This window comes from Streptomyces sp. NPDC053513 (assembly GCF_044544765.1).
Taxonomy (GTDB): domain Bacteria; phylum Actinomycetota; class Actinomycetes; order Streptomycetales; family Streptomycetaceae; genus Streptomyces; species Streptomyces litmocidini.
This window is the reverse complement of sequence record NZ_JBITXP010000001.1, coordinates 459,216-484,355: the sequence shown is the minus strand read 5'-3', so window position 1 is coordinate 484,355 and position 25,140 is coordinate 459,216. Positions and strand designations below refer to the sequence as shown.

Sequence of the window (25,140 nt, the reverse complement as noted above, 5' to 3'; positions counted from 1 at the left end):
CGTCAGACGCGGAGCTTCCCGCCCGCCCTCTTCTCTCCCGAACCAGGAGCCGCACCATGTCCGTTGCCGTCCGCTGCTTCCTCCTCCTCGCCGTCCTGCTCGCCGGCGGAGCGACCGCCGCCACGGCCGGCGACGCACCGGAGACGACGCGGACGGTCGCCGGGAGCCCCATGGACACCAGCTGGGGCGACGAGTACGACAAGCCCCTGCAGTAGGACCCGCTCGGACCCCCACTCGTCAGCCCTGCGAAACGCGAGGACGAAGAGCGTGTCGTCACCCACCGCGCATTCCCCGTCCGGCCCCGGCCCCCGGCGGTCGCGCGCCGAAAGCCCCGCCGACCGGGCCCTGTTGCCCGACATCGTCCGCGCCGTGATCGCCCGGCGCGGGGCCGCGGCGGAACCGGGCGCGCCCGGCTGGAGCGTCGAACCCGGCGAGTTCTGGTGCCACGTCGTGCCCGGCGGCGCCGTCGGGCGGTCCCAGGGCTGGAAGCTCCACGTCCCGGCCACCCCGCTCTCGGCTCCCCTGGTCCTCGCCCGGTCCGCCGAGGTCCTCGTGGCCCACCGCGCGGCCTTCAAGTTCGCCGGGAGCCCGGCCGGGGTCGCCGCGCTGGTGTCCGGTCGCTTCGCGCGCGGCGGGAGCGGCAAGTTCCTGACCGTGTACCCGGCCGACGACGAGCAGCTGCGACGCCTCGCCGAGGAACTCCACCGGGCCACCGAGGGACTGCCGGGCCCCGCCGTGCTCTCCGACCGGCGCTACCGCCCCGGCAGCCAGGTCTTCTACCGGTACGGCGTGTTCAAGGGCGTCCGGGAACTGACGGCCGACGGCTCCTTCGCCGCCCGCCTCACCGACCCCGACGGCCGCCCGGTCGCCGACGAGCGCAACGCCTGGTTCAGCCCGCCCGCCTGGGCCGGCGACCCGTTCCCCGACCGTCCCGTCGCACCCGCCCGCAGCACGGCCACCGCCAGGCCCGTCCTGCTCGGCGACCGCTTCCTCGTACGGGGCGCGATCCAGCACTCCAACAAGGGAGGGGTGTTCCGGGCCGAGGACACCCGCACCGGCGCACAGGTCGTCGTCAAGCAGGCACGGCCCCACGTCGGTGCCGGACTCGAAGGCCTGGACGTCCGGGACCTGCTGCGCCGCGAGGCCGCGCTGCTCGAACGGTTCGGGCGGAAGCACCCCGACCGGGTCCCCGGGCTCGTCGAGCTGTTCGAACAGCAGGGCAGCGTGTTCCTCGCCACCGCGTCGGTCCCGGGGGCGACGCTGCGGCGCGCCGTCGCCGAGCACCTGGCGCGGCACGGCGACGCCTGCCCCGACGACCGCACGGCCGCCTCCCGGGTGGGACAGCTCGTCGAACTCGTCGCCACCGCCCACGAACTGGGCGTCACCCTGCACGACCTCAACCCCAACAACGTCATGGTCACCCCCGAGGGCCGGCTCGTCCTCATCGACCTGGAGATGGCCGCCCCGGAAGGGGAGCGGTGGGTGCTCGGTGCCACCCCCGGCTACACCGCCCCCGAGCTGCGCGCCCTCGACCAGGTGGCCCCCGCTCTGCCGCCGGGCGCCGACCTGTACGCCCTCGGCGCGACCGTCCTGCACACCCTGAGCGGCGCCGACCCGGTCCTCGCGGAGGACCTCCCACGGGAGGCCGCCCGGCCGGACGAACGACGCCTCGCGGACCTCGTGGACCTCCTGGCCCGTGACCACGCTCTCGTACGACGCTTCGCGCCGCTGGTCCTGGGGCTGACCCGGGACGCGCCCGAAGACCGCTGGACGCTCGACCGGGCCCGGGAGTTCCTGGACGGACGCCGGGCGGGAGCGACGGCACGACCGACCGCCGGTCCGCAGCCGGCGGCACGCCCGGACGCGGCGGCCACGCGCGCGCGTCTCCTGCACGACGGCATCGCCCACCTGCTGGCCACGATGCGCCCGTACGACCCCGAACGGCTGTGGGCCTCGGACGCGTTCGGCGAGACCTGCGACCCGGTGGCCCTGCAGCACGGCTCGGCCGGCGGCGTCGCCCTGCTCGCCCGGGCCCTCGGCCACGGGGACGCCGGGCTCCGCCTCCCGGAGACCGCCGACGGGCCGGCCGTGACCCGCGAGGCGCTCGCCGAGGGCCTCCGCTCCGCCGCCCGCTGGACCGCGGAGCGGCAGGAGACGCTGCCGAGCGACCCGCCGGGGCTGCACTTCGGCCGCTCGGGCACCGCCTGGGCCCTGCTCGACGCCGCGCGGGCCCTGGACGACCCCGCCCTGGCGGACCGGGCCGTCGCCCTCGCCCTCGGCCTGCCGGTCCACGGGCCCAACCCGGACGTCTGCCACGGCGTCGCCGGCTCGGGCCTGACCCAGCTGCACTTCTGGCGCACCACCGGAGACCCGCGGTTCCTGGACCGCGCCGCCGAGGCCGCGAACGGGCTGCTCGACGCGGCGCGCCGCACCCCGGAGGGGGTCTTCTGGCCGGTGCCGGAGGACTTCGGCACCGCGCTCGCCGGCGCCTGGCACTACGGCTTCGCGCACGGCGTGGCCGGGGTCGGCACCTTCCTCCTGTTCGCGGCGGAGGCCACCGGCGACGAACGGTTCCTCGCCGCGGCCACCGAGGCGGGTGCCACCCTCGCGACCGCCGCCCGCAGTGGACCGGCCGGCACGCTCTGGCCCGTCGACCGGGCCCGCCACCTCTCCGACTCCCCGGACCTCGCCCGCCACTGGTGCAGCGGCTCCTCCGGCGTCGGCACCTTCCTGGTCCGGCTCTGGGCGGCGACCGGCGCGTCCGACAAGCTCGTACGCGATCTGGTGGACGGTGCCGCCCGCGCCGTCCGGGCGGGCCGGACGACCGACTCGCCGGCCACCTGCCACGGGCTCGCGGGCAACGCCGAGTTCCTCCTCGACGCCGCCGTGCGCACGGGCGACGAGAGCCACCGCGCCGCCGCCGAACTCCTCGTCGAACACCTGGCGGCACAGGCCGTGCTGCGCGACGGGCGGCTCCTGGTGCCCGACGAGAACCGCAGGACCGTCCTCGCCGAGTACGCCACCGGCCTGGCCGGAAGCCTGTCCCTGCTGCTGCGCCTGCGGTGCGGAGGCCCGCGCGCCTGGCTGCCCGAGGACGGGCCGGCCCACCCCTGAGTGTCCGGCGGCCCCAGGCCGCCGGCGTACCACCGAACATCCACATCATCTCGAAGGAGACCCTCATGACCGAGTACGACATCGACGCCCTGCAGGTCCTGCCGGAGGAGGTCCGCACCGAGGACGCCCGTGGCGAGGAGCACGCCGCCGCGCTGATCACGGCCTGCCGCTGGCTCACGAGCGGCTGCTGACCGACTCCGCCCGGGGAGGGGGCCGGCGCCCCGGCCGACCCCCTCCCTCCCGGAGGCACGACCGTAGACTCGAACCATGACCAGGCTGACGGGCAGGGCCCTGCGGTTGACGGTCTTCGTGGGGGAGACCGACCTGTGGCACCACAAGCCGCTCTACAGCCAGATCGTCGCTCGGGCCCGCGAGGCGGGCCTCGCGGGCGCGAGCGTCTTCCGCGGCATCGAGGGCTTCGGCGCCTCCTCGCTGATCCACACCCAGCGTCTGCTCTCGCTGAGCGAGGACCTCCCCGTCGCCGTGGTCGTCGTCGACACCGAGGAGAAGATCCGGGCCTTCCTGCCCCAGCTCGACGAACTGGTCGACGAGGGCCTGGTGATCCTCGACGACTGCGAGGTCGTCCGCCACGTCGGCCGCGAGAAGCCCGCCTGAGGGGCCGGCGGATCCGGTCCCAGGACGGCCCGATGCGCGAGTCCGCCCCGGAGCCGTACCGGAACACGGCTTCATCTGCCCGGTGACCACCAGCCACCCCGGGGACGCCGGGGCGGCCCTCACCCGCACGCGTGAACTGCTCCGGCCCGGCGGGACGTCGGTGGTCGTCGGCCTCGCCCGTGACGCGAGCGCCACGGAGCGGGCGGTCGGGATCGGCGCCGCACCGGTCGTCCGGATCACCGAGCCGCTGCGGGAGGGGACGCCGGTCACCGAGCCGGAGATGAACTACGGGCAGGTGCGTGCCGAGGCGCGACGGCTGCTCCCCGGCGTGCGCCACCGCCGGCACCTGCTCCGCCGGTACTCCTTGATCTGGGAGAGAACGCTCACGAGGGCATGATCGCCGAGAGGCCCTTGCGGAGGTCGTCCGGGTTCATGACCGGTGAGTAGTGGACCTTGGCGCCCATCTGCATGAAGAAGGGCTCCGAGATCTTCGGCAGCTGGGAGGGGTCCTCCAGGTCGAAGAACATGTACCCGGTCCGACAGCCGTCCTCCACGGTGAAGTACGCGGCCTCGGGGCTGAGTTCCTTGAGCGTGCTCTCCATGGTTTCGAGGAGCCTGCCCTGCTTGATGGCCTCGTTGGAGGCCGGCGTGTCCATCTGAACCTTCAGCAGCATGCGCATGACGCGGCCTTTCCCGGCCGGGCGGGCGCTCCCTTCGGGCGCCCGGGACCCCGGACGCGCTCAGTACCAGCGTCCCCCTTCCCCTCCGCGGGGACCACTCGGCAGGGGCGGCGGTCAGCCCGGGCCCAGGTACCGCACGGTCGTTCCGTCGGCGTGCGGGGCCAGGAGCTCCTGGAGTTCGGCCGCGGCGGCCTTCAGGAGGTGGCCGTCCCGCCCGGCGCTGAGGGTCTCCAGGGCGAAGACGACGTGCGTGGAGTCCTCGGTGACGCGGGTGCGGTGCGCGTCGCGGTGGTTCCAGTGGCGGGTCAGGACGCCCGTGTCGTCGGCGTAGACGATCTCGCCGGGCCGGGGGTTCTCGACGGTGTCCGGTTCGCCGAGCGGGGTGAAGGTCTCGGTGCCGTCGGCGGGACGGATCGAGACCTCGCCGGCGACGTGGTCCAGGTCGAAGGCGCCGGCGGGCAGGCCGTGGCGCACGGAGACGACGTTGTACGAGTCGACGGCGGGGTTGACGCGCGGCAGGACGCCCCTCTTCGCGAGGCGGCGGCCGAGCGCGTCGACGCTGGGGCGGACGCGGCGCGGGTTGGTGCCGAAGGACCGGTAGGCGGTGTGCCAGTCCTCGATGCGGGGGTCGGTCTCGTCGGCGGGGAGCCAGGCTCCCTCGGCGAGCCGCCGCTCCAGTTCGGCCAGGGCGGCCGTGGTCCGGGGCCAGGGCTCGCGGCCCCGCAGGCCGGTGGCGGTGACCAGGGCGATCAGGGTGCCGGGGAAGGCCTCCGCGACGGCGGGGGCGAGGTGGAAGGCGGTCATGGGGAGTTCCGTTCGTACGGGCGGACGAGGCGGGGGCGGTCAGGTCAGGGCCAGGAGGCTGACGGCCACCGCCGCCGTCCCCAGGCCGAGGAGCTGACCGCGGTGGATGCGCTCGGCGAGCACGCCACGGGCGAGCAGGACCGTGCCGGCCGGGTAGAGGGCGGTGATCACGGCGACGACGGCGAGGTCCCCGCCGCGCGCGGCGAGCAGGAAGAGCAGGTTCGCCACCGAGTCCAGCACGCCCGCGGCCGCCGACATGGCGTACGCGGGGCGCTCGGAGCCCAGCCTGCGGTACAGCACCGCGGCCGCGGCGAGGGTCACGGCCGAGGAGACCGCACGGCCCACGATCAGCGGGGCCACCCCGCTGTCCGAGGGCGCCTGGTGCAGGAAGACCAGCTGGAGGGCGATCGCGGCGCCCGCGCCCAGGGCCAGCAGCAGCGCCGTACGGGACGGGCGTGCCGTACCGGAGCCGTGTCCGGCGCTGACCAGGACCACCGCCACCAGGGCGAGCGGCAGCCCGACCAGACCGGCCGCGCCGAGCCGCTCGCCCTGGAGCAGGCCCACGCCGACGGGCAGCATGGCGGACACGAGCGCGGTCACGGGCGAGAGGACGTTCATCGGTCCGATCGCCAGGGTCCGGTAGAGCAGCGCGAAGGCCACGGCGGAGGCGACGCCGGACGCGGCGCCCCAGCCCAGGGTCCCGGCGTCGAACGAGGCGCCGAGGAAGGGCCAGAGCAGCAGCTCCACCGCGAGGGAGGCCGGGGCGGCGATCAGCACGGTCCGCAGCACATGGGCCTTGCGGGCGCCGAGGCCGCCGAGGAAGTCGGCGCACCCGTAGGCGAGGGAGCTGCCCAGGGCCAGCAGCAGAGCGATCACGGCACATCCCTTACTCTTTTCAATGGAACGACCGGACCGTACAGTGGATCGACCGAGCAGGTCAACCAAACGACCGCCTGGTGCATTCCAGTGCTCCACCCCTCCCGTTCCACACCCCCTGTCCCCTCGCGAGAACGGTGATCGGATGGCCGAGACAGAGGCAGCCCTGCGGACCCTCGCCCGCAACGTGAGGACGGCCCGCACTCGCGCCGGCCTGTCCCTGGACGAACTCGGCAGACGCGCCCAGGTCAGCAAGGGCGCCCTGGTGGGCCTGGAGAAGGCCCAGGGCAACCCGAACTTCGCCACCCTCGTCCGGCTCGCCGACACCCTCGGCATCTCCGTCTCCGCCCTGCTCGAAGGGCCGGCCGAAGGCCACGTCCGGGTCGTGACCGCCGACGCCGTCGCGCCGCTCTGGACCGGAAGGCTGGGCAGTGAGGCCCGGCTCATGCTCACGACCTCGGGCCCGGCGCCGGTCGAGGTCTGGCGCTGGACGCTGGAACCGGGCGAGGAGTACCCCAGCCACCCCCATCAGGCCGGGGTCGTGGAGACCGTCAGCGTCACCGCCGGCCGGATGACCCTGGTCGTCGACGGCACGGAACACGCCGTCGAGGCCGGGCAGACCGCCACCTTCGACGGCGACGCCACCCACACCTACCGCGGCGCGGGAGAGACGACCTGCCGGCTGATCATGACCGTCCACCTGCCGCCCGGCCCGGCCTCCTGAGACGGACCCGAGTCGTCCCGGCCCCCGCCCGAGGCGGGGCCCCTCACCGCTCCCGGGGCAGGAAGGCGGGACGCAGGGACGCGTCCACCGGGTCGTAGTACCGGTGGAAGACCGGAGTCGTGGAGCCGGACACGGGCGGGACGATCCAGCTCCAGTCGGCGGGCGTCGGCCTGCCGTGCCGGCTCTCCCGCGCGATGTGCCGCAGGAACCGCTCGGACTCGGTGTGATGGTCCGCCATCGTCACCCCGGCCTCCTGGAAGGAGTGCAGCACCGCCACGTTGAGCTCCACGAGCGCCCGGTCCCGCCACAGCGTGCGCTCCGAGGAGCGGTCGAGGCCCAGGCGGTCGGCGACCACCGGCAGGAGGTCGTAGCGCTCGACGTCGGCGAGGTTGCGGGCGCCTATCTCCGTCCCCATGTACCAGCCGTTGAACGGCGCCGCCGGATAGCGCACCCCGCCGATCTCCAGCGTCATGTCGCTGATCGCGGGCACCGCGTACCAGCGCAGCCCCAGCTCCGCCAGCCACGCGTGGTCCGGATGCCGGAGCGGCACCTCCAGGACGGAGTCCTCCGGCAGCTCGTACCACTCCGGTCGCGCCCCCGGACGCTCCTCCACCATCAACGGAAGCACCTGGAAGGCCTCTTCGTCGCGCTTCCACCCCAACGCGCGGGCACGGGCGGTCGATGAGGCACCGCGCGGATCGCCGATCCAGCGGCCCCCGGGGGTGCTGTGCCCGGCGTAGCGCACCAGTTGGTCGTTGACGATCCGCGGCGCGGGGCGCCCCGGCCGGTCGGGGGCGAACACCGAGATCACCGGGCGGATCCGGCCGCCGTTCCCGGCGGTCCTCAGGTGCTCGAAGCAGGCGGCGGCGATGCCGTCGGCCGAGGTGACGTGCCGGAGGTCGCGCACCACGAGGCTGCGCCAGTAGAGCCTGCCGATGCAACGGGCCGCGTTGCGCCACGCGACCCGGGCGCCGAAGGAGAGCTCGGCCGGGGTGTGCTCGTACGTGCCGGTCCGGTCGATCTCGGCCAGCACCTCGCGGACCCGGCGTTCCACGTCCCCGGCGTCGGGCTGCTCGTGATGGAACTGCCGGACGAAACTCTCCGCCTCCCGACGGTCCGTCACGAGCTGTACGTCGCCATGCTGTTGGAGTCGTGGCGCGTCGGCCGGGGGCGCGGACGCGGACGTGAACGGACAGGTGCTGACGGCGGCGGCCTTGCGGCGGCGACCCAGACTGAAGACCAAGGTGTTCCCTCCTGCCCCCATGACTACCGCACGCGTTCGCACGGTTGTGGAGAGTGAGGAGAGTTCGGGATGGAAAGGGCGCCGGGCTGATAAGGTGCCCGGCGCCGAGATCCCGAGGGCGGCCGACGGTGCGCCGCGGGCCGGTGCTCCCCGGCTCAGATCCCCCCGACCCTGGCCGCCGCCGAGAGCTCGTACACCAGCGTGACCGTCCGCCGGCCACCGGGCGGCAGGGTGACGTCCCAGCGCACGATGCCCTCGGCGTCGACCGCGTCCGGGGCGGGGGAACAGGCCTCCTCGCGCAGGCGCACCTCCACCGCCGACACCTCGGAGACGGGGATCCGCTCGCGGAGGACGACCACCCGCTCGTCCCGCTCCCCGGGCGGCGAGAACCGGGACAGGTGCAGCCGGACCGTGCGGGTGACCACGGTCCGCTGGGTGAGGCCCGTGGTGTCACGGGTCTCCTCGGTCCGCCGGACCACCCTGTGGTCGTCACGGCTGCCGTAGGCGAGCTCGACGGCGGCGCCGGGAGCCGTGAAGTCCAGCGTGCCGCGGCCGGTGAACCCGCTGCCCCGGACGAGGTCCACGGGACCGGCGAGCAGCGCGTGACCGGACAGGTTGTCGAACCGCACCACCTGCGTGACCAGCGGGGAAAGCTCCGGCGAGCAGGCGTACTCGCTGTCGGCGGCCGTCGTGAACGACGAGAGCGGCACCCGGTGGGCGCGCCCGTCACCCGGCACGGAGACCGGCGCGGGGGAGCGCAGCACCCGCGCCTCGCCGCCGTCGTCCACGCCCGGCAGGCCGAGCACCGGGGCCGGTCCGAGCGTCGCGACCTCCTCCTCGCGCACCTCGACGTCGATCGTGCGGCGCTCCGCCGGCGTCCGGTCCTTGAGCGTCAGCCGGTCCTCGACCAGCCGCGGCGGATCGCCGGCCAGGGCCGACCGCGCGGTCGACAGCGTCAGCCGCACGTCCGACCAGTCCTCGCCGGTGCGCTGCCAGACCACCGCGTCGGTCTCCAGCGTCAGCGACTCCCCGTCGAGCACGGCCCGGTAGGCCGGCCGCCACAGCGCGCACGGGGTGAGATGGCTCAGCCGCAGCCGTGCGGATCCCGCGGTCGTGGCCCGCACGGTCAGCTCGACGTGGGCGACGAGCTCGGCCGGCTCCTCCTCGGCGAGCTCCATGGCCCGGCGGACCTCGGAGAGTTCGGCGCGGAGGGCGGCCAGGCGCGACTCCGCGGCGCGGAGCTCCTCGCCGTACGTGTCGCGCTCGGCGTCCACCCGGTCCAGTTCGCGGCTCCAGCGGGGCCCTTCGGACTCCCCGGAACCGGCACCCTCGCCGATCTCCCGCAGCAGGTCGGCCGCGAGCCGGCCCAGCAGGTCGAGGCGGGTCCGCAGCCGGTCGCGGCGCTGCTCCAGGGAGCGGCGCTCCTCTTCGAGGGCGTGGGCCCGGTGGCGGAGCGCGGAGTCGTCCTCGGCGGGCGGCACCGGTCCGCGCGGCGTCCAGTCACGGACGAGCCGCACGTCGAGGACGGTGGCCGGCTGTCCGGGGGAGAACTCGGCGTGCAGGGTGCGGTCGACGGCGAGCGCGCCGACCGGCCCGAGGCGCAGGCGCTGCACGCCGGCCTCCAGGTCGAGCACGGCGGTGCGCTCGACGTGCGCGCGGTCCTCCAGACAGGTGACGGCGGTGACGGGGAGAGCGATCGGCTTGGTCTCCGTGGACATGGCGTGTGTCAGCTCCTGCGGTTGCCGTCGACCAGGGCCTTGCCGGCCGGTATGCGGATCTCGTAGCCGCCGTCGAGCACGGCGGTGCCGCCGGCGGGCAGCTCCACCCGCCAGACGCGGGTGCCCGGGGCGTGGTGCTCCGGTGCGGCGCCGTCCTCGGGCGCCGTCCAGTCGGCGCGTTCCTCGATGCGGACGTCCGGCTCGGAGGAGACCGGCACCCGCTCGTGGACCTCGACGGTGACCGGCCCCGCGAGGCGGTTGGCCAGCTCCACGTGGACGCGGTGGTCGAGGACGGTCACGTTGTTGCGCAGGCCCGCCGTCGACTCCTTCAGATGGGTGCGCCGGGTGACGCGGACGCCCTCGGCGGGACCGAGGCCCAGCCGCCGGACGCCGCCGGGCGCCAGCGTGGGCAGGGCTGCGGTCAGCAGGAAGTCGTCGTCGACGGTGACCTCCACCGGGCCGGCGAGCAGCGCCTGACGGGTGGTGTTGGAGACCAGGAGGGTCGCGTACACGGTCTGCTCCACGGACGGCACACAGATGTGCTCGGTCCGCAGGACGACCGGGACCTCGCCGACGGTGACGGTGTGCCAGGTGCCGTCCGAGGGCACGTCGGCGCGGGCGGGGGCGTCGTAGCGGTGGTCGAACGAACCCGCCGACGCGCGGGGGCGCACCGCGTGCGGGGGCAGCGGCAGCGCGGCGACCGCCTCGGCGCGGCGGCGGTACTCGGCCGCCACCGCGTCGGACGAGGAGCCGGGGAACAGTCGCCCGCGGCGGCTGGCCGGCTCCTCCGGGCCGGCCAGCACCAGGGAGGCGTAGTCGAGTTCGGCGCCGCTCGGCCGCGGCGGACCCACCGTCGGCGGCGGCGGTGGCGGCGCAGCGCCCGGAGCCGCGGGGGCCGGGGCGGGACGGGCCCCGAAGCCGGCCCCGCCACCGGCCCGAGACCGGCCGCCCGGCGCCTGCGGGGCCGGCGGCGCGATGCCGAAGGCCTCCGGGGCGGCGCCGTACGCACCACCGGGCTGCGGCGGCCCGGTGAACGCCGGAGGCGCGATCGGCACCGGCGCCGGAACCGGCTCGGGAGCCGCCACGGGGAGATCCACGGCAGCGCCCCCGGCCGCGGAGCCCGGCGCCCCGCCCACCGCGGGACCGAGGCGGAGAGGTGCCGGGCCCGCCGCCTCGTACCCCGCGAACAGGTCGGCGAGCCCCGCCGGGGGTTCGCGCCAGCCGGACGGCGCGGGCGCGGACTGACGGCGCCCGATCCGGATCGAACGGAGCGCCGGCAGATCGGTGCGGCGCCCCAGGTCGGCAGTGGCCAGGGCGAGGCGCACCCCGGTCCAGTCCTCGCCGGTGCGCTGCGCGACCGAGGCGCGCAGCACCAGCCGGCCGCTGCCGTCGCCCCGACGGTGGGAGAGGCGGTACGTCGGCACCCAGACGGCACCCGGCACGCCGTACTCCAGCTCCAGCTCCACCTCCTCCGCCTCCTCGGCGCCGTGGAGGACCAGGACGGCGCCGACGGAGGTCTCGACCCGCCCCGACGGCGCGTCGGTGGAGGCACGGTCGAGCCTGTCGCGGGCCACGTCGAGCTCGTGCTCGGCGAGCCGGAGCGCCTCGTCCAGCTCGGCGAGCCGGGCGTGCAGCCCCGCCAGCCGCTCGTCGACGAAGTCGGCCAGCTCCAGCCACGCGTCGACCGGGGTGCGGCGGTGCGGGTCCTCGCGCTTGCGGCCGGGCGGGACCGGGCGCAGGCCGCCGACCTCCTCGATCAGGGTCCGGTGCCGGTCACGGCGGGCCTGCGCCGCCGCGTGCGCCTCCCGCAGCCGGTCGACCTCGCGCCGCAGTCCGTCGGGGACGCCGTCACCGTACGGCTCCGCCTCGACCTCCACCCGCGCCTCGGTGACCCGCGCCCCGGAGGCGCCCAGGACCCGGGCCCGCAGCGAACCCGGGTCCAGCGCGCGCGGCAGCCCCGTCACCCGCACCCGGCCGTCCGGGGGCACGACGCCCCGGGCCAGGCGCCGGCAGAGCGCACCCCGCGCGTACACCACGACCGAGTCCAGACTCGACCCCCACCCCGGCACCGTACCGACCGTCATGCGGCCTCCCCCTCTGCCCCGTCCGTGTCGGGGGAAGCCTACGCCGGACCGGTCCGCGCGGTTCCGGAGCACCGGCGGCGGCGCACGGCCGGGACCTTGTCCCGGGAGCGCCGACGGTTGCAAGATCCTCTGTGTGAGGGACTCGGGTGGGAGCGGAGAGGGAAAGGGCGGGGCGCCGTGGGGGAGATGACCAAGGGGGGCAACGGGTTCGTTCCGTCCGTGCCGTTGAGGATCGCCGTACGCGGTGGCGTGGACGCCATGGCGCTGCTGCTCGGCGAGACCGGAAAGGTCAGGGGCGACGCGGACGTCGTCTTCCACGGCGCCCCGGCGCACCCCTCCGGAGCCGTCCGCCTGACGGAGGCGACGCCGGGGTCGGCACAGCCCGGTACGGCGTGGCTGGAGGTCGGACTCACCGTGGTGGAGGAGCAGATCACCCGCGTCCTCGTGGTCGGTTCGACGGAGCGCGGCGCGATGCGCGACGCCGCCGGACTGTCGGTGGAGGCCTTCGCCCCCGACGGCACCTCGGTCGCGCGGTACGACGTCACGGACGCCGCCGGGGAGACGGCGATGGTGCTGGCCGAGCTCTACCGGCGGGCGGGCGGCTGGAAGTTCCGCGCCGTGGGCCAGGGGTGGGTGAGCGGTCTCGCGGGTCTGGCCACGGACCACGGCGTGGACGTGGCCGACGGGGGAGGGAACGGAGCGCCGCCCGGCGGTGGCGTGCCGGCGCAGGCCGTGACTCCTCCCGTGCCCGCGCCGGATTTCGCGCCTCCGCCTGCCGCGGCGACTCCCGTGCCCGCGCCGGGCTTCGCGACTCCCACGCCCGCGCCGGGCTTCGCGGCTCCGGCTCCCGTGCCCGGCTTCGCGCTTCCGGCTCCCGTGCCCGGCTTCGCGGCTCCGCCGGCAGGGCAGGCTCCCGTGCCCGGCTTCGTACCTCCGCCCCTGGCGCCCCCTCCGGTGGCGCTTCCTCCCGCCGCCGTCCCTCCCGCGGCGGTCCCGCCCATGACCCCCGTCCCTCCCGGCGGCGCCGACCGGTGGACGTACGGACCCGTCTTCGAGCCGTACACGGAGACGGGCCGGGACAACGATGTGATCACCGTGGGCGGGCTCCCGCCGGGGCCGGTCGTGGTCCAGCTCGACGTCAGGGGCGACGGGTACACGGGACTCTGGGTGCTCAACAAGCGCAACAAGGAGGAGGACAACCTCGTCAACAGCACGGAGGAGGACTTCCGGGGCCGCCTGCTCGCCACGGTCCCGGAGAACGGGACCCTGCGTCTGAAGCTCCAGGCCGAGGGGCCCTGGCAGGTCCAGGTGTCGCCGTTGGCGGCGGCCCGTCGGCTGACGGAGGAGGAGGCGGAGTTCCGCGGCCCCGACGTCCTGCTGCACACGGGAGGCGTGGCCGACCTGGCCGTCCACTACCGCGGCGACGACAACCTCATCGTCCACGTCTACGAACTCGCGGGGCACGACGACCACACGACCCTGCCCCCGTACGACAACGCGGTGAACGAGATCGGCAAGCGGCGCGAGACCGTTCCGCTTCCCGAGGGGCCGCTCATCGTCCACTTCGAGATGGCGGACGGGCCGTGGCGGGCGAGGCTGAAGCGTCTGCAGCCGCCGACCCGGCCCCTGCCCCCGGCCCCGCCGGGCGCGGCGGCACCCGTCCCGTTCGCCGCCCCCGGCGAACCAACCCGGCCGGACAAGCAGGACGGGCCCGCCCCGCGGAAGAACTGGTTCTCACGCGGCCGGGACTGACCGCCGGGGCCACCGGCGGCCGGACCCGCCTCACGGCGGGCCCGGCCGCGCGCCCCGTCACCGTCCGGCGGCGGTCGCCGCGGCCAGGGCCGCGCCGACCTCGCCCGCCAGGGCGACCGGATCACCGGCCGGTGACGTCGGATAGGCCTGCCGGCCGTGGGCCCAGGCGTCGTCCCCGGCGAACCAGTCGACGGCTACCGGCGCCGTGCCCCGGACGAGCGCCGTGTCGAGGCTCGCGAAGTAGGCGGCCCAGCGCGGCCCGTACACGTCCCGGACGAGACCGTCCCACTCGCGGTTGGCGTAGTCGTGCAGACCGCCGTTCTCGCTCGGCCCCCGGTCGGCCCAGGTGGTGAGGATCGAGCGGGCGTCGTACTCCAGCCGGTCGCTCTCTTCCGCGTCGGCCCCCCAGGAGCGGGCGTCGGCGAGCCAGGGGCCCAGCAGGAAGCGGCGGTCGGAGGCGACGAGCCGCCCGAGCAGCTCCTCCGAGGCGTTCCACTCGCGCACCAGAGCCCGGAAGCCCTCCAGGTCCTTCGTCTCGTACGCGGCCCTGATCCGCGGCAGCAGGAGACGCCCGCGGTTGGTGAGCGCCTGGCGCGCCACGTCCACCAGGTCGAAGCGGTACGCGTCCGAGCCCCGCAGCGCCGGATCCACCTTCAGCAGTTCCGACAGGGCGCGCTCCACCGTGGCGGCGTCGTACCGCATGGCGCCGGGGCTCCAGCGCGCCGCCCTGACCGCCGTCAGGCTCGGCCGCGCGGTGAAGAGGCTGTCCTGCGGCTCGCTCCACGTACCGGAGGCGCCGCTGTACGGGCCGAGGCGCAGCTGCTCCCACGCGGCGGCCGCGTGCGGGTCGGCGCCGCCGTAGCGCCGGGCGGCGTACGCGGCGAACCAGGCGCGCTGGTCGACCGGGCCCGGCTCCCAGGCGAGTTCGGTGAGCAGGTCGAACGCGGCGGGGTTCCCGCCGGTGCCCTCCGGGAGGTAGGCGATGCCGCGCAGCGCGCTGTCCGGCCGGTTCCGCCACGCGTGGAAACGGTCCGTCCACACGCCGGTGTTGGCGCCCAGGCTGGTGTGCCCGCCGAAGTTGGCGATCGCGCCGAACGCGTAGGGCGCACCGCCCCACTGCGTCTCGCGGTCGAGTCCCTCGTAACGGTCGGAGAGGCCGTCGACGATCAGCACCCGGCTCCGGTCCACACCGCTCAGGAGGGCCGCGGAGGGGTTGTTCTGCCAGCCGAGCATGACCCAGGTGGCCCCGGGACGCGCGGTGTCCAGGGCCCGCTGCACGGCCTCCGCCGCCCGCCCGACGTCGACCGGCCCGGGGGTGCCGCCCTCGTGCAGCAGGTCCATCTTGAACATGGCGCTGTCACCGAACCGGTGCCGCTGCTCCCGGTAGTAGGCGGCGGCCAGTTCGGCGAAGACGGGCCCGGTCGGATCCAGCCAGTCGGGCCGGGCGAACCCGACCCACCTGCCCTGCGGGACGGTGACCGCGCCCGGGTTCCGGGCGGCGAAGCCCGGCGGCACCGTCCCGAAGAAGCCCGGCAGGACGGGCTTCATCCCCAGGGCGCGCAGATGGTGCGCGATCCGGCTCCCCAGCGCCGCCCGGGCCTCGATCAGCCGCTCCGACACCGGCCCGCCGAAGCCCGACATGTTCTGCAGCAGCCACCAGGCCTGATGCGCGGGGCCGGGGATCCAGGCGCGCAGCTCCGCCGCGTCGTAGCCGAACCCCTGGAGGGCCCGGTAGTACGGGTACTCGGCCCCGGTCGGCACGAAGACCTCGTTCACGCCGTGCAGCGCCATCAGGTCGATGTCGCGCCGGTACGAGGCGAAGCCGCGGTACGCGCCGGAGTAGCCCTCGTCGGTGTCGTTCAGGGCGTAGCGGTGCGGCACGTTCGCCGACCGGGTGATCGTCCCCGGCACCGCGGGAAGCGTGACCGGCAGCCGGCCGACGCTGTCGCCCGGCCAGCCGATGTCGACCCCCGCGACCCGCTCCAGGTACCAGCCCACACCGGTCAGCAGCGTGGCCGGCGAGGTGCCCCGCACCTGGATCGCCCCCGCCCTGCCGGAGACCGAGAAGTAGTCCCCGGAGCCCGGCTCCGCCACGGGGACCAGGGTGAACTGCGCGGCCCGGGTCGGCAGCAGCCGCTTCAGCCCCGCCCGGGCCGGGCCGGGGTCGAAGGGGAGCACGGCGGCGGAGGCGGCGCCGTCCGGCGGAGCCGGCACGCCGGGCATGGCGGCGGTCACGACGGCGAGCACCACGACGACGAGGGTGTTGCGGCAACGACGGATCAGGCGGCTGTCCATCTGGCTCCCTGCTCGAACGGGACGACGGCCGGGGCCCGTCCCCTGCCGTCCCCGGCACGATCACTCTCCGCCGCCCCGCGCCCCCGGCCGCGCAAGCGGAGCCGGAGGACCGGCGGCGCTCATCCTTGCGGGTGCACGCGTTCGACTCGGGGGTGCGAACCGGGTTTCGTGGGACGGGCCGCCCGGGGCGCCCACGTCCGGTGGCCCGTCGGCGGGGCGCGGTGTATCTGACGACCGGTGCGGCCTGGCAGACTTCGGCCCTCAGACGGCAAGCGACTCCTGGAGGCCCCCATGGCGCAGCGGCCCGGTCACACGGCCCGCACGGCCCGCACGAGCGGGTACGTCCCCCGGCCCTCACGCCGGCGCCCCCGGGCCCGTCCGGCCGGGACGGCGGCGCGATGAACCTGTGCCCGACCCGGCGCGCCGATCCCACCGCGCTCGTCGTCCGCAGCGCGCCCGCCGTGCCCACCGCCGCCGTGCTGCTGCTCCACGGCGGCCGCGCCGACGGCCCCGAGCCGCCGCCCGCGCTCAACCTGCCGGCCCTGCGCATGCGCCCCTTCGCCGCCGCCGTGACCCGGGCCGTCCGGGGCCGGGGCGTGCTGATCGCCGAGGTGCGCTACCGCCACCGCGGCTGGAACGGCGCCCGGGCCGACGCCGCCCGGGACGCCGAGGCCGCCCTCGCACGGCTCCGGGAGCGGGCCGGGCCCGTGCCCGTCGTGCTCCTCGGCCACTCCATGGGCGGCCGGGCCGCCCTCCGCGCGGCGGGCGACCCCGCCGTGCGCGGGGTCGTCGCGCTCGCGCCGTGGTGCCCCGCCGACGAGCCCGTGGACCACCTCGGCGGCCGGCGCCTCTACCTGCTCCACGACGAGACCGACCGGGTCACCTCGGCCCGCCAGTCCTGGGAGTTCGTCCGCCGGGCCCGGGAGGCGGGCGCCGACGCGGCGGGCATCCCCATGCCGACCGGCGGGCACGCCATGCTCCGGGGCGCGGACCTCTGGCACCGACGCGCGGCCGAACTCACCGCGGCGCTGCTGTCGCACGGTTGAGAACGGGAGGGAAGAGACGGGGACGGGGCGGGAACGGCGGGTCCGGCCGAGAACGCGTACGCCCCGGTCAGCGGGTGCCGGGCGGGGACGCGTACGCCCCGCGGTCAGCGGGTGCCGGCCGGGGGCGCGAGCAGCCCCGCGCAGGCCGCCCGCGTCGCCGTGTGCACGGCGCGGGCGAGCCGCGCGCCCCACACCGACCGCGGTCCGGCGAACGACTCGACGGAGCCCCCGGCGCCGGCCGGCGAGGGCGCGGCCACACAGACCGCGTCCGTCGGCGTGCCGGAGGCGTCGGCGCCCAGTTCGACCAGGGCCTGCACCTTGGCCTCGGTGGCGGTGGCGACCGCGTTCACGAGTGCGGCGTCCGTGAGCGGCACCGGCAGGGACACGACGATGTTGATCGTGCCGGGCCGCGGCGCCGCCGCGCTGCCCGCCCCCGGGGCCGCGGCCCAGCCCCGCACCCCTATCCCGGCGGTGACCAGGGCCTGCGCGCCGCCGTCCACGGCGTGCCGCCGGTCCGCGACCGACGCCGCGGTCATCAGGCCCACGCCCGCGCCCTCCAGCCCGGCCCCGGAGGCCAGGTCACGGAGGTGGGCGACGGGGTCGAGCCGGGCGTAGCCGGGCGGGACCTGGGCGTTGACGACCCACCGGCGCTCGCCGATACCTCCGCCGAGGACGGCGCTCGACACCATGCGGACGCCCGGACCCGGGGCCCACACGAGGAGCGGCCACTCCCGGCCCTGGTCTCCGTGGGAGAGGAGCGCGGCGTCGGCGAGCGACGGGCCGGTGAGAAGGGTTCGCGGAAGCACCCCACACCCTAACGCGCGGCCTCGGACCGGTCCGGACCGGCCGACCCTCCACCTGACGCCGACCTCCCCCTGACGCCGACGGGCGGGGCGGTCCGCTCCCGTGGGAACGCGGACCGCCCCGCCCGTCCGTGCGGCCGCCCGTCAGTCCAGGGCGAGTACGGCCGTGAGGGCCGCCCGCACGGCCGATTCCGGGTCCTCCGACGTCCCTTCCGACCGCCAGGCGACGAACCCGTCCGGGCGGACCAGCACCGCACCGTTCACGGTGACGCCGTGGGCCTCCGCCCAGTCCTCGCCGTCCGCTGCCGAGAGCTCCGCGTCGGGCCCGTCGCCGATCCGGTACGAGTCGAGGGGCACCGCCAGGCGCTCGGCGACGCGCGCCGCCGCCGTGTGCCAGCCGCCGATGGCCCCCGCCGAACTCAGCAGCACGAAGGACCGCTCGTACAGGTCCAGGGTGGAGATCCGTTCGCCCGCGCGGTCCAGCCACAGGTGCGGCGCGCGGCTGCCGGGCTCGCCCGTCAGCCGCAGCCCGTCCGGAACGACCGGCACCGCCGGGTCCGCGCCCAGGACCGCGCCGCGCGGGTAGCGGTAGCCCAGCGCGACGTTGAGGATGCCGCCCCGCTTCCCGCCCGGGCCGCCCGCCCCCGGGTCGGGGGTGTACCCCGGGTGGCTGTGCTCGACCGAGCGCGACGAGGCGCGGGCGCTGGTCGCCTCCGCGACCGGCCGGCGCTCCGCGTCGTAGGACGCGAGCAGACCGGGACCGGCCCAGCCGTCCAGTACCGCGGCGAGCTTCCAGGCGAGGTTGTGCGCGTCCTGGATGCCGGTGTTGGAGCCGAAGGCCCCCGTGGGCGGCATCTCGTGGGCCGAGTCGCCCGCGAGGAACACCCGCCCGTCCGCGTACCGTTCGGCGATCCGCTCGGCCGCGTGCCAGGGCGCCCTGCCCGTGATCTCCACGTGCAGGTCCGGTACGCCCACGGCGCGCCGGATGTGTTCCCTGCACCGCTCGTCGGTGAACTCCTCCAGCGTCTCACCGAGTTCGGGGTGCCAGGGGGCGTGGAAGACCCACCGCTCGGCGTTGTCCACCGGCAGCAGCGCCCCGTCCCCCTCCGGGCTCGTGAGGTAGCAGACGATGAAGCGGCGGTCGCCGACGACGGCCGCGAGGTCGCGCGACTCGAACGTGACGCTCACGTTGTGGAACAGGTCGCCCGGCCCGGTCTGCCCGATGCCGAGCTGCTCGCGGATCGGGCTGCGCGGGCCGTCCGCCGCGACGAGGTAGTCCGCCCGGATGGTGGTGTGCTCGCCGGTCTCCCGGCTCTTGACCCGCGCCGTCACCCCCTCGGCGTCCTGCTCGAACGACATCAGCTCGGTCGAGTACCGCAGGTCCCCGCCCAGCTCCCGCGCGCTCTCCAGAAGCACCGGTTCGAGGTCGTTCTGGCTGCACAGGCACCACTCGGCGGGGCTGAACCGGGCCAGGCCGCCGCCCGGGTCGATGTGCCGGAACAGCCACTCGCCGGCATCGCCCACCAGGGTCGGCGTCTGCAGGATCCCGTTGTTCGACGACAGGGTCTTCGCGGCCTCGTGGATGCGCCCCCGGACACCGGCGGCGCGGAAGACCTCCATGGTGCGCACGTTGTTCCCGCGTCCGCGCGGGTGGATCGAGGTGCCCGCATGGCGCTCGACGAGCGTGTGCGGCACGCCGAGACGTCCCAGGAAGAGCGAGGTGGACAGGCCCACCAGGGAGCCGCCCACGATGAGTACGGGCGTGCGGTGTCCGATCTCACCGGTCGCTTCGCTTCGTTTCATCGATGGCCTCCAGCGTCACCGGTGACGCGGGTCGGGGATGGGATGCAGATGCCTGCCCGGCCGAGCCCGGGACCGTGCGCGCGGGCCACCCGAATGACGCGCGGTTCACTCATCCGCCCCGTGGGGCTCGCGGGGACGTCGGGGCCGCGTGAAGGTTCGGTACATGACGACCCCGGCCTTCCCGGTCAGGCGGTCCCTTCCCGCTCTCGCAGAAGAGAAAGAGGTGCGCCGGATGACCACCACCACGCCGCGCATATCGCAGTCGGTGTTCGACGGGTCCAGGCTGCGGGTGATCCTGCTGCTCGACCTGTACGACGGAGCCCAGCAGCAGTTCCTGGAGGCGTACGAGGTCATGCGCAAGCAGGTGGCCGGCGTCCCCGGACACATCAGCGACCAGCTGTGCCAGTCCATCGAGAACCCCTCGCAGTGGCTGATCACCAGCGAGTGGGAGAGCGCCCCGCCCTTCCTCGCCTGGGTGAACAGCGAGGAGCACGTCGAGATGGTCAAGCCGATGCACAGCTGCGTCCGGGACACCCGGTCCATGCGCTACAGCATCCTCCGGGAGACCGGCGCCCAGCGGCCGCTCACGCCCGAGACCGCCTCGGGCGAGCAGGTGGCGGCCCGCGTGGGCGACGGCGTGACCCGCCACGCGCTCACCTTCACCGTCAAGCCCGGCTCCGAGTCGAAGGTCGCGGAGCTCCTGGCCGGCTACGAGTCGCCCGAGGCCCAGGTCGACGAGAACACGCGGCTGCGCCGCACCTCGCTGTTCATGCACGGCAACCGCGTCGTGCGGGCCGTCGAGGTGGAGGGCGACCTCCTGTCTGCGCTGCGGCACGTCGCCCGGCAGCCCGGGGTCCGGGCCGTCGAGGAGGCCATCAACCCCTACCTGGAGCAGGACCGGGACCTCACCGACCCCGAGTCGGCCCGCGTCTTCTTCACCCGGGCGGCCCTCCCCGCCGTGCACCACGTGGTCTCCGCCCGCCCCGAACCGGCCGGCCTGCGGCGCCACGCCCTGTACTACCCCGCGAAGCAGGGCCGCGGTTCGGACCTGGCGCGGCTGCTCGCCCAGCAGGACGCGGAGGCGGCGGTCGACCCCGACAGCCCCGTGTACGGCAGCACCGTCTTCCAGCGCGACGACGTCGTGGTGCGCCTCATCGACGTCGAGGGCGACCTCGACCTCGATCCCGTCGCCGCCCTCGGCGTCAAGGGCGAACGGAAGGCCAAGGTGCTCGAACGGCTCCTCGACGGCGCCGCGATCGGCATCGAGGGATCCCTGGACACCGAGCGCAACCTCAACCGCCTCCTGTCGCACGCCGACATGCTGCCCGTCACCGACCGTCGCGCGGCCGACTCCTGAGGGAACGGTCCCAGGCTCCCCGGCCCCCACCGTGGGCCTCGCCCCTGGCTCCCCACGGTGGGTCCCGCGCCCGACCGTGCGTCACCCGTCATCGCCACACCCGGAGGTATCAACCATGCTCCAGCAGCGTCCGCTCATCGTGAACCTGAGCGACACGGAACCCAACCGCAGACGCGGAGGTGACCTGCGGGCCATGCTCACCCCCGCCACGGTGGGCTCCACCAGCGGCTTCATGGGGCTGGCCATCGTCCAGCCGGGCGACCGCATCGGCGAGCACTACCACCCGTACTCCGAGGAGTTCGTGTACGTCGTCCAGGGCCTGCTCGAAGTCGACCTGGACGGTGAGACGCACACGCTCGTGCCCGACCAGGGCCTGCTGATCCCGATCGACGTCCGGCACCGCTTCCGCAACGTCGGCGAGGTGGAGGCCCGCATGGTCTTCCACCTGGGGCCCCTCGCCCCGCACCCGAGCCTCGGCCACGTCGACACCGAGGACACCGAGGCCGATCGGGCCCTGGAGCGGGAGGGGGCCCTCGAGTGACCCGGCGCGTGGCCGTCACCGGCATCGGTGTGGTCGCACCGGGCGGCACCGGCACGGCGGCCTTCTGGGACCTCCTCGCCCAAGGGCGGACGGCGACCCGGGGCATCACCCTGTTCGACCCCGCCGGCCTGCGCTCCCGCATCGCCGCCGAGTGCGACTTCGACCCGTACGCCCACGGGCTGCCTCCCGAACTGAGCGAGCACAACGACCGGTACGTCCAGTTCGCGGCCGTCGCCGCGGGAGAGGCCGTACGCGACTCCGGGCTCGACACCGCCGCCGAGAACCCCTGGCGCGTCGGCGTCAGCCTCGGCAGCGCCGTCGGCGGCACCACCCGGCTGGAGCACGACTACGTCCTGGTCAGCGAGGGCGGGCGGCGGTGGGACGTGGACCACCGCGCCGCCGACCCGAAGCTGCACCTGGCCTTCGCGCCCAGCACGCTCGCCGCGGTGGTCGCCGAACAGTTCGGGGCCCGCGGCCCGGTGCAGACCGTCTCCACCGGCTGCACCTCCGGCCTCGACGCCGTCGGCTACGCCTTCCACACCATCGAGGAGGGCCGGGCGGACGTCGTCATAGCCGGGGCGTCGGACTCGCCGATCTCCCCGATCACCATGGCCTGCTTCGACGCCATCAAGGCCACGTCGCCCGACAACGACGACCCCGAGCACGCCTCCAAGCCCTTCGACGACCGCCGCAACGGCTTCGTCATGGGCGAGGGCGCGGCGGTCCTCGTCCTGGAGGAGTACGAACACGCCAGGGCCCGCGACGCGCACATCTACTGCGAGATCAGCGGCTACGCCACCTACGGCAACGCCTACCACATGACCGGACTGACCGGCGAGGGGCTGGAGATGGCCCGGGCGATCGACACCGCGCTCGACCAGGCCAGGCTCGACCCCACGGCGATCGACTACGTCAACGCGCACGGCTCGGGCACCCGCCAGAACGACCGGCACGAGACCGCCGCCGTCAAGCGCTCCCTGGGCTCCCACGCCTACGACACGCCCATGAGCTCCATCAAATCCATGGTGGGCCACTCGCTCGGGGCGATCGGCGCGATAGAGGTCGCCGCCTGCGTGCTCGCCCTGAAGCACCAGGTGGTGCCCCCCACCGCCAACTACGAGATCCCCGACCCCGAGTGCGACCTGGACTACGTGCCGCGCACCGCCCGCCCCCGGAAGCTGAGGAACGTGCTCTCCGTCGGCAGCGGCTTCGGCGGCTTCCAGTCCGCCGTGCTCCTGACCGGGCCGGGCGGGAGGACACCATGAGCACACAGCGGCCACGGCGGGCGGTCGTCACCGGAATCGGTGTGATCGCCCCCAACGGACTGCGCACCGACGCGTACTGGAAGTCCGTCCGGGAAGGCCTCGGCGTTCTCGGACGGATCACCCGCGAGGGCTGCGAGCACCTGCCCCTCAAGGTCGCGGGCCAGGTCGAGGGCTTCGACGCCTCGGCCCTCATCGACGAGCGCTTCCTCGTCCAGACCGACCGGTTCACCCACTACGCCATGGCGGCCGCGGCGCTCGCCCTCGACGACGCCGGCCTGGCCCACGAGGACGGGGGCGAGGACCCCTTCTCCGTCGGCGTCGTCACCGCCGCCGGATCGGGCGGCGGCGAGTTCGGCCAGCGCGAACTGCAGAAGCTGTGGGGCCAGGGCTCCAAGTTCGTCGGCCCGTACCAGTCCATCGCCTGGTTCTACGCCGCGAGCACCGGACAGATCTCCATCCGGCACGGCTTCAAGGGCCCGTGCGGGGTGGTCGCGAGCGACGAGGCCGGCGGCCTCGACGCCCTCGCCCACGCCGCCCGCGCCGTCCGGCGGGGGACCGGCGCGGTGGTCGTCGGAGCCGCGGAGGCCCCCCTCGCCCCGTACTCGATGGTGTGCCAGCTCGGCTACCCGGAGCTGAGCACCGTCGACGACCCGGACCGCGCCTACCGGCCCTTCACGGCCAAGGCCTGCGGCTTCGTCCCCGCCGAGGGCGGCGCCATGCTCCTCGTCGAGGACGAGGCCCGCGCCCTCGACCGGGGCGCGACCGTACGGGCCACCGTCGCCGGCCACGGCGCCACCTTCACCGGAGCCTCCCGCTGGAAGGAGTCCCGGGAGGGGCTCGCCCAGGCCGTCCGGGTCGCCCTCGACGAGGCCGGCTGCGCCCCGGAGGAGATCGACGTGGTCCTCCTCGACGCCCTCGGCGTGCCGGAGGCGGACCGCGCCGAGGCCCTGGCGCTCGCCGACGTGCTGGGCGCGCACGCCACGCGCGTCCCGGTGACGGCACCCAAGACCGGCTACGGCCGGGCCTACTGCGGGGCGCCCGTCCTGGACGCCGCGGCCGCGGTGCTCGCCATGGAACACGGCCTCGTGCCCCCCACCCCCAACGTGTACGACATCGACTGCGACCTCGACGTGGTGATGTCCGCGGCTCGGCCCGCCGAGCTGCGCACGGCCCTCGTCCTCAGCAGGGGACTCATGGGATCCAACGCGGCGCTCGTCGTGCGCCGCGGTGGCGGACTCGCCCGGTAGGACCGGGCGGGGAAGGAGAAACGCACATGATCACCACCGGACTCACCTTCGGCGAACTGGCCGCGCTGATGAAGCAGTCGGCCGGCGTCACCGTCGACCCCGCACAGCTCGAGAAGGACCCCGAGACCCCGTTCAGCGGCCTCGGCGTCGACTCGCTCGGCCTCCTCGGCATCGTCGGCGAGCTGGAGAACCGGCACGGCGTGGCGCTGCCCACCGACGCCGAGCGCTGCAAGACGCCGGCGGAGTTCGTCGCCCTCGTCAACAACACCCTCGCAGGAGTCTGACGTGTCCGGACACACCGACAACAGCATCACCATCGACGCCCCCCTCGACCTCGTCTGGGACATGACCAACGACATCGAGAACTGGCCCCGGCTCTTCAGCGAGTACGCCTCCGTCGAGGTCCTCGAACGGAAGGGCGACACCACCAGGTTCCGGCTGACCATGCACCCGGACGAGAACGGGACGGTCTGGAGCTGGGTGTCGGAGCGCACCACGGACCGCGCGAACCGGCGGGTCCGGGCCCGCCGCGTCGAGACCGGGCCGTTCGCGCACATGGACATCGCCTGGGAGTACGAGGAGCTGCCCGGCGGCGTCCAGATGCGCTGGATCCAGGACTTCGCGATGAAGCCCGACGCCCCCGTCGACGACGCGTGGATGACGGACAACATCAACCGCAACTCCCGCACCCAGATGGCCCTCATCCGGGACCGCATCGTGCAGGCCGCGCGCGAGCGGCAGAGCGCCCCGGTCACGCCCGCCTGACGGATCCCGGACAGAACCGTCCGAGGAAGGAAAACGATGCACCACGCACTGATCGTCGCCCGCATGGCGCCCGGCTCGGCGCCCGCGATCGCGGACGTGTTCGCCGACTCCGACCGCGGCGAACTGCCGCACCTGGTGGGGGTCGCCCGTCGCAGCCTGTTCCAGTTCGGCGACGTCTACCTGCACCTCATCGAGTCCGAGCAGGACCCGGCGCCGAACGTCGCCAGGCTGGCCGGACACCCCGAGTTCCGCGGCGTCAGCGAGCGTCTGTCGGCGTACGTCAGCGCGTACGACCCGACGACCTGGCGCAGCCCCAAGGACGCCATGGCGCACTGCTTCTACCGCTGGGAGCGGGACGCCGGCTCCTGAGCCGGGAACCCGGTGAAACCCGAGGCCGCCCGCCCCGCG

At 75.1% G+C, this 25,140-nt stretch carries 24 protein-coding genes; 15 read left to right on the top strand and 9 right to left on the bottom strand.

Going from position 1 to position 25,140, the window contains the following annotated elements; genetic code table 11:
- The first annotated feature begins 56 nt into the window (after window positions 1–56).
- From ACIGW4_RS01980 to ACIGW4_RS01960, 5 genes are all read left to right on the top strand, one after another.
- A complete protein-coding gene (locus ACIGW4_RS01980) occupies window positions 57–215 on the top strand; it encodes a hypothetical protein (RefSeq protein WP_185094730.1) in 159 nt (52 codons plus the stop codon).
- Between the two features lie 52 nt (window positions 216–267).
- Window positions 268–3,114 carry a class IV lanthionine synthetase LanL gene (gene lanL / locus ACIGW4_RS01975; protein ID WP_399577832.1) on the top strand — a complete coding sequence of 949 codons (2,847 nt, stop codon included), beginning with the start codon at window positions 268–270 and terminating at the stop codon, window positions 3,112–3,114.
- A gap of 65 nt (window positions 3,115–3,179) precedes the next feature.
- The gene (locus ACIGW4_RS01970; protein WP_255325155.1) at window positions 3,180–3,305 is read left to right on the top strand and encodes a hypothetical protein; all 126 of its coding nucleotides are present in this window, start codon (window positions 3,180–3,182) and stop codon (window positions 3,303–3,305) included.
- Between the two features lie 76 nt (window positions 3,306–3,381).
- Window positions 3,382–3,729 carry a DUF190 domain-containing protein gene (locus ACIGW4_RS01965; protein WP_123457047.1) on the top strand — a complete coding sequence of 116 codons (348 nt, stop codon included), beginning with the start codon at window positions 3,382–3,384 and terminating at the stop codon, window positions 3,727–3,729.
- A gap of 82 nt (window positions 3,730–3,811) precedes the next feature.
- Window positions 3,812–4,126, top strand: coding sequence for a hypothetical protein (locus ACIGW4_RS01960; protein WP_399577828.1), 315 nt, complete (start codon window positions 3,812–3,814; stop codon window positions 4,124–4,126).
- Here the strand turns inward: ACIGW4_RS01960 and ACIGW4_RS01955 are convergent.
- The 3 genes from ACIGW4_RS01955 to ACIGW4_RS01945 form a co-directional block, all read right to left on the bottom strand.
- Window positions 4,113–4,409, bottom strand: a complete 297-nt coding sequence (locus ACIGW4_RS01955; protein WP_123457049.1) for a hypothetical protein — start codon at window positions 4,407–4,409, stop codon at window positions 4,113–4,115. The two genes, ACIGW4_RS01960 and ACIGW4_RS01955, sit on opposite strands and share 14 nt — an antisense overlap.
- Window positions 4,410–4,523: 114 nt before the next feature.
- A complete protein-coding gene (locus tag ACIGW4_RS01950; protein WP_123457050.1) occupies window positions 4,524–5,213 on the bottom strand; it encodes a B3/4 domain-containing protein in 690 nt (229 codons plus the stop codon).
- A gap of 39 nt (window positions 5,214–5,252) precedes the next feature.
- Window positions 5,253–6,089, bottom strand: coding sequence for an EamA family transporter (locus ACIGW4_RS01945; RefSeq protein ID WP_123457051.1), 837 nt, complete (start codon window positions 6,087–6,089; stop codon window positions 5,253–5,255).
- 145 nt (window positions 6,090–6,234) lie between these two features.
- Here ACIGW4_RS01945 and ACIGW4_RS01940 point away from each other — a divergent pair, with 145 nt between their 5' ends.
- The gene (locus ACIGW4_RS01940) at window positions 6,235–6,813 is read left to right on the top strand and encodes a helix-turn-helix domain-containing protein (RefSeq protein WP_398706683.1); all 579 of its coding nucleotides are present in this window, start codon (window positions 6,235–6,237) and stop codon (window positions 6,811–6,813) included.
- Window positions 6,814–6,856: 43 nt separating this feature from the next.
- On the opposite strand, the gene ACIGW4_RS01935 is transcribed toward ACIGW4_RS01940, so the two are convergent.
- The 3 genes from ACIGW4_RS01935 to ACIGW4_RS01925 form a co-directional block, all read right to left on the bottom strand.
- Entirely contained in the window at window positions 6,857–7,936 is a 1,080-nt protein-coding gene (locus ACIGW4_RS01935; protein WP_399577824.1) for a nitric oxide synthase oxygenase, read from the bottom strand.
- Between the two features lie 275 nt (window positions 7,937–8,211).
- Window positions 8,212–9,774, bottom strand: a complete 1,563-nt coding sequence (locus tag ACIGW4_RS01930; protein WP_399577821.1) for a mucoidy inhibitor MuiA family protein — start codon at window positions 9,772–9,774, stop codon at window positions 8,212–8,214.
- A gap of 8 nt (window positions 9,775–9,782) precedes the next feature.
- Entirely contained in the window at window positions 9,783–11,858 is a 2,076-nt protein-coding gene (locus ACIGW4_RS01925; RefSeq protein ID WP_399577818.1) for a DUF4139 domain-containing protein, read from the bottom strand.
- Window positions 11,859–12,077: 219 nt separating this feature from the next.
- Between ACIGW4_RS01925 and ACIGW4_RS01920 the strand changes: the two genes are divergently transcribed.
- A complete protein-coding gene (locus ACIGW4_RS01920) occupies window positions 12,078–13,610 on the top strand; it encodes a TerD family protein (protein WP_399577816.1) in 1,533 nt (510 codons plus the stop codon).
- A 57-nt stretch (window positions 13,611–13,667) separates the two neighbouring features.
- Here the strand turns inward: ACIGW4_RS01920 and ACIGW4_RS01915 are convergent, their stop codons facing one another.
- Complete coding sequence (locus tag ACIGW4_RS01915; RefSeq protein ID WP_399577813.1) at window positions 13,668–15,905, bottom strand: alpha-N-acetylglucosaminidase; 2,238 nt, start codon at window positions 15,903–15,905, stop codon at window positions 13,668–13,670.
- 398 nt (window positions 15,906–16,303) lie between these two features.
- Here ACIGW4_RS01915 and ACIGW4_RS01910 point away from each other — a divergent pair, with 398 nt between their 5' ends.
- Entirely contained in the window at window positions 16,304–16,951 is a 648-nt protein-coding gene (locus tag ACIGW4_RS01910; RefSeq protein WP_398706691.1) for an alpha/beta fold hydrolase, read from the top strand.
- 104 nt (window positions 16,952–17,055) lie between these two features.
- Here the strand turns inward: ACIGW4_RS01910 and ACIGW4_RS01905 are convergent, their stop codons facing one another.
- Window positions 17,056–17,757: an adenosylcobinamide amidohydrolase gene (locus ACIGW4_RS01905; protein WP_123457059.1), complete on the bottom strand. Its 702-nt coding sequence runs from the start codon at window positions 17,755–17,757 to the stop codon at window positions 17,056–17,058.
- Between the two features lie 141 nt (window positions 17,758–17,898).
- Entirely contained in the window at window positions 17,899–19,557 is a 1,659-nt protein-coding gene (locus ACIGW4_RS01900; protein WP_399577810.1) for an FAD-dependent oxidoreductase, read from the bottom strand.
- A gap of 232 nt (window positions 19,558–19,789) precedes the next feature.
- Between ACIGW4_RS01900 and ACIGW4_RS01895 the strand changes: the two genes are divergently transcribed.
- The 7 genes from ACIGW4_RS01895 to ACIGW4_RS01865 all read left to right on the top strand — a co-directional run bounded on the left by ACIGW4_RS01895 (window position 19,790) and on the right by ACIGW4_RS01865 (window position 25,101).
- Window positions 19,790–20,914, top strand: a complete 1,125-nt coding sequence (locus ACIGW4_RS01895) for a SchA/CurD-like domain-containing protein (protein ID WP_123457061.1) — start codon at window positions 19,790–19,792, stop codon at window positions 20,912–20,914.
- Window positions 20,915–21,029: 115 nt separating this feature from the next.
- On the top strand, window positions 21,030–21,455 hold the full coding sequence (locus ACIGW4_RS01890; protein WP_123457062.1) for a cupin domain-containing protein: 426 nt from the start codon (window positions 21,030–21,032) through the stop codon (window positions 21,453–21,455).
- On the top strand, window positions 21,452–22,720 hold the full coding sequence (locus ACIGW4_RS01885; protein WP_399577807.1) for a beta-ketoacyl-[acyl-carrier-protein] synthase family protein: 1,269 nt from the start codon (window positions 21,452–21,454) through the stop codon (window positions 22,718–22,720). Before ACIGW4_RS01890 ends, ACIGW4_RS01885 begins: the two co-directional genes overlap by 4 nt.
- Entirely contained in the window at window positions 22,717–23,967 is a 1,251-nt protein-coding gene (locus tag ACIGW4_RS01880; protein ID WP_398706695.1) for a beta-ketoacyl synthase N-terminal-like domain-containing protein, read from the top strand. Before ACIGW4_RS01885 ends, ACIGW4_RS01880 begins: the two co-directional genes overlap by 4 nt.
- Window positions 23,968–23,993: 26 nt before the next feature.
- Window positions 23,994–24,251 carry an acyl carrier protein gene (locus tag ACIGW4_RS01875; RefSeq protein ID WP_123457065.1) on the top strand — a complete coding sequence of 86 codons (258 nt, stop codon included), beginning with the start codon at window positions 23,994–23,996 and terminating at the stop codon, window positions 24,249–24,251.
- Between the two features lies 1 nt (window position 24,252).
- Window positions 24,253–24,732 (top strand): SRPBCC family protein, encoded by a 480-nt coding sequence (locus tag ACIGW4_RS01870; protein WP_123457066.1) that lies wholly within the window; start codon window positions 24,253–24,255, stop codon window positions 24,730–24,732.
- A gap of 36 nt (window positions 24,733–24,768) precedes the next feature.
- The gene (locus ACIGW4_RS01865) at window positions 24,769–25,101 is read left to right on the top strand and encodes a TcmI family type II polyketide cyclase (protein WP_030690533.1); all 333 of its coding nucleotides are present in this window, start codon (window positions 24,769–24,771) and stop codon (window positions 25,099–25,101) included.
- Window positions 25,102–25,140: the final 39 nt, after the last annotated feature.

What these genes read in the sequence shown, in the direction of transcription:
- ACIGW4_RS01980 (WP_185094730.1), top strand. Translation starts at nt 57, where the DNA reads ATGTCCGTTGCCGTCCGCTGCTTCCTCCTCCTCGCCGTCCTGCTCGCC.
- ACIGW4_RS01970 (WP_255325155.1), top strand. Translation starts at nt 3,180, where the DNA reads ATGACCGAGTACGACATCGACGCCCTGCAGGTCCTGCCGGAGGAGGTC.
- ACIGW4_RS01965 (WP_123457047.1), top strand. Translation starts at nt 3,382, where the DNA reads ATGACCAGGCTGACGGGCAGGGCCCTGCGGTTGACGGTCTTCGTGGGG.
- ACIGW4_RS01955 (WP_123457049.1), bottom strand. Translation starts at nt 4,409, where the DNA reads ATGCGCATGCTGCTGAAGGTTCAGATGGACACGCCGGCCTCCAACGAG.
- ACIGW4_RS01950 (WP_123457050.1), bottom strand. Translation starts at nt 5,213, where the DNA reads ATGACCGCCTTCCACCTCGCCCCCGCCGTCGCGGAGGCCTTCCCCGGC.
- ACIGW4_RS01940 (WP_398706683.1), top strand. Translation starts at nt 6,235, where the DNA reads ATGGCCGAGACAGAGGCAGCCCTGCGGACCCTCGCCCGCAACGTGAGG.
- ACIGW4_RS01930 (WP_399577821.1), bottom strand. Translation starts at nt 9,774, where the DNA reads ATGTCCACGGAGACCAAGCCGATCGCTCTCCCCGTCACCGCCGTCACC.
- ACIGW4_RS01925 (WP_399577818.1), bottom strand. Translation starts at nt 11,858, where the DNA reads ATGACGGTCGGTACGGTGCCGGGGTGGGGGTCGAGTCTGGACTCGGTC.
- ACIGW4_RS01915 (WP_399577813.1), bottom strand. Translation starts at nt 15,905, where the DNA reads ATGGACAGCCGCCTGATCCGTCGTTGCCGCAACACCCTCGTCGTCGTG.
- ACIGW4_RS01910 (WP_398706691.1), top strand. Translation starts at nt 16,304, where the DNA reads ATGAACCTGTGCCCGACCCGGCGCGCCGATCCCACCGCGCTCGTCGTC.
- ACIGW4_RS01900 (WP_399577810.1), bottom strand. Translation starts at nt 19,557, where the DNA reads ATGAAACGAAGCGAAGCGACCGGTGAGATCGGACACCGCACGCCCGTA.
- ACIGW4_RS01895 (WP_123457061.1), top strand. Translation starts at nt 19,790, where the DNA reads ATGACCACCACCACGCCGCGCATATCGCAGTCGGTGTTCGACGGGTCC.
- ACIGW4_RS01890 (WP_123457062.1), top strand. Translation starts at nt 21,030, where the DNA reads ATGCTCCAGCAGCGTCCGCTCATCGTGAACCTGAGCGACACGGAACCC.
- ACIGW4_RS01880 (WP_398706695.1), top strand. Translation starts at nt 22,717, where the DNA reads ATGAGCACACAGCGGCCACGGCGGGCGGTCGTCACCGGAATCGGTGTG.
- ACIGW4_RS01875 (WP_123457065.1), top strand. Translation starts at nt 23,994, where the DNA reads ATGATCACCACCGGACTCACCTTCGGCGAACTGGCCGCGCTGATGAAG.
- ACIGW4_RS01865 (WP_030690533.1), top strand. Translation starts at nt 24,769, where the DNA reads ATGCACCACGCACTGATCGTCGCCCGCATGGCGCCCGGCTCGGCGCCC.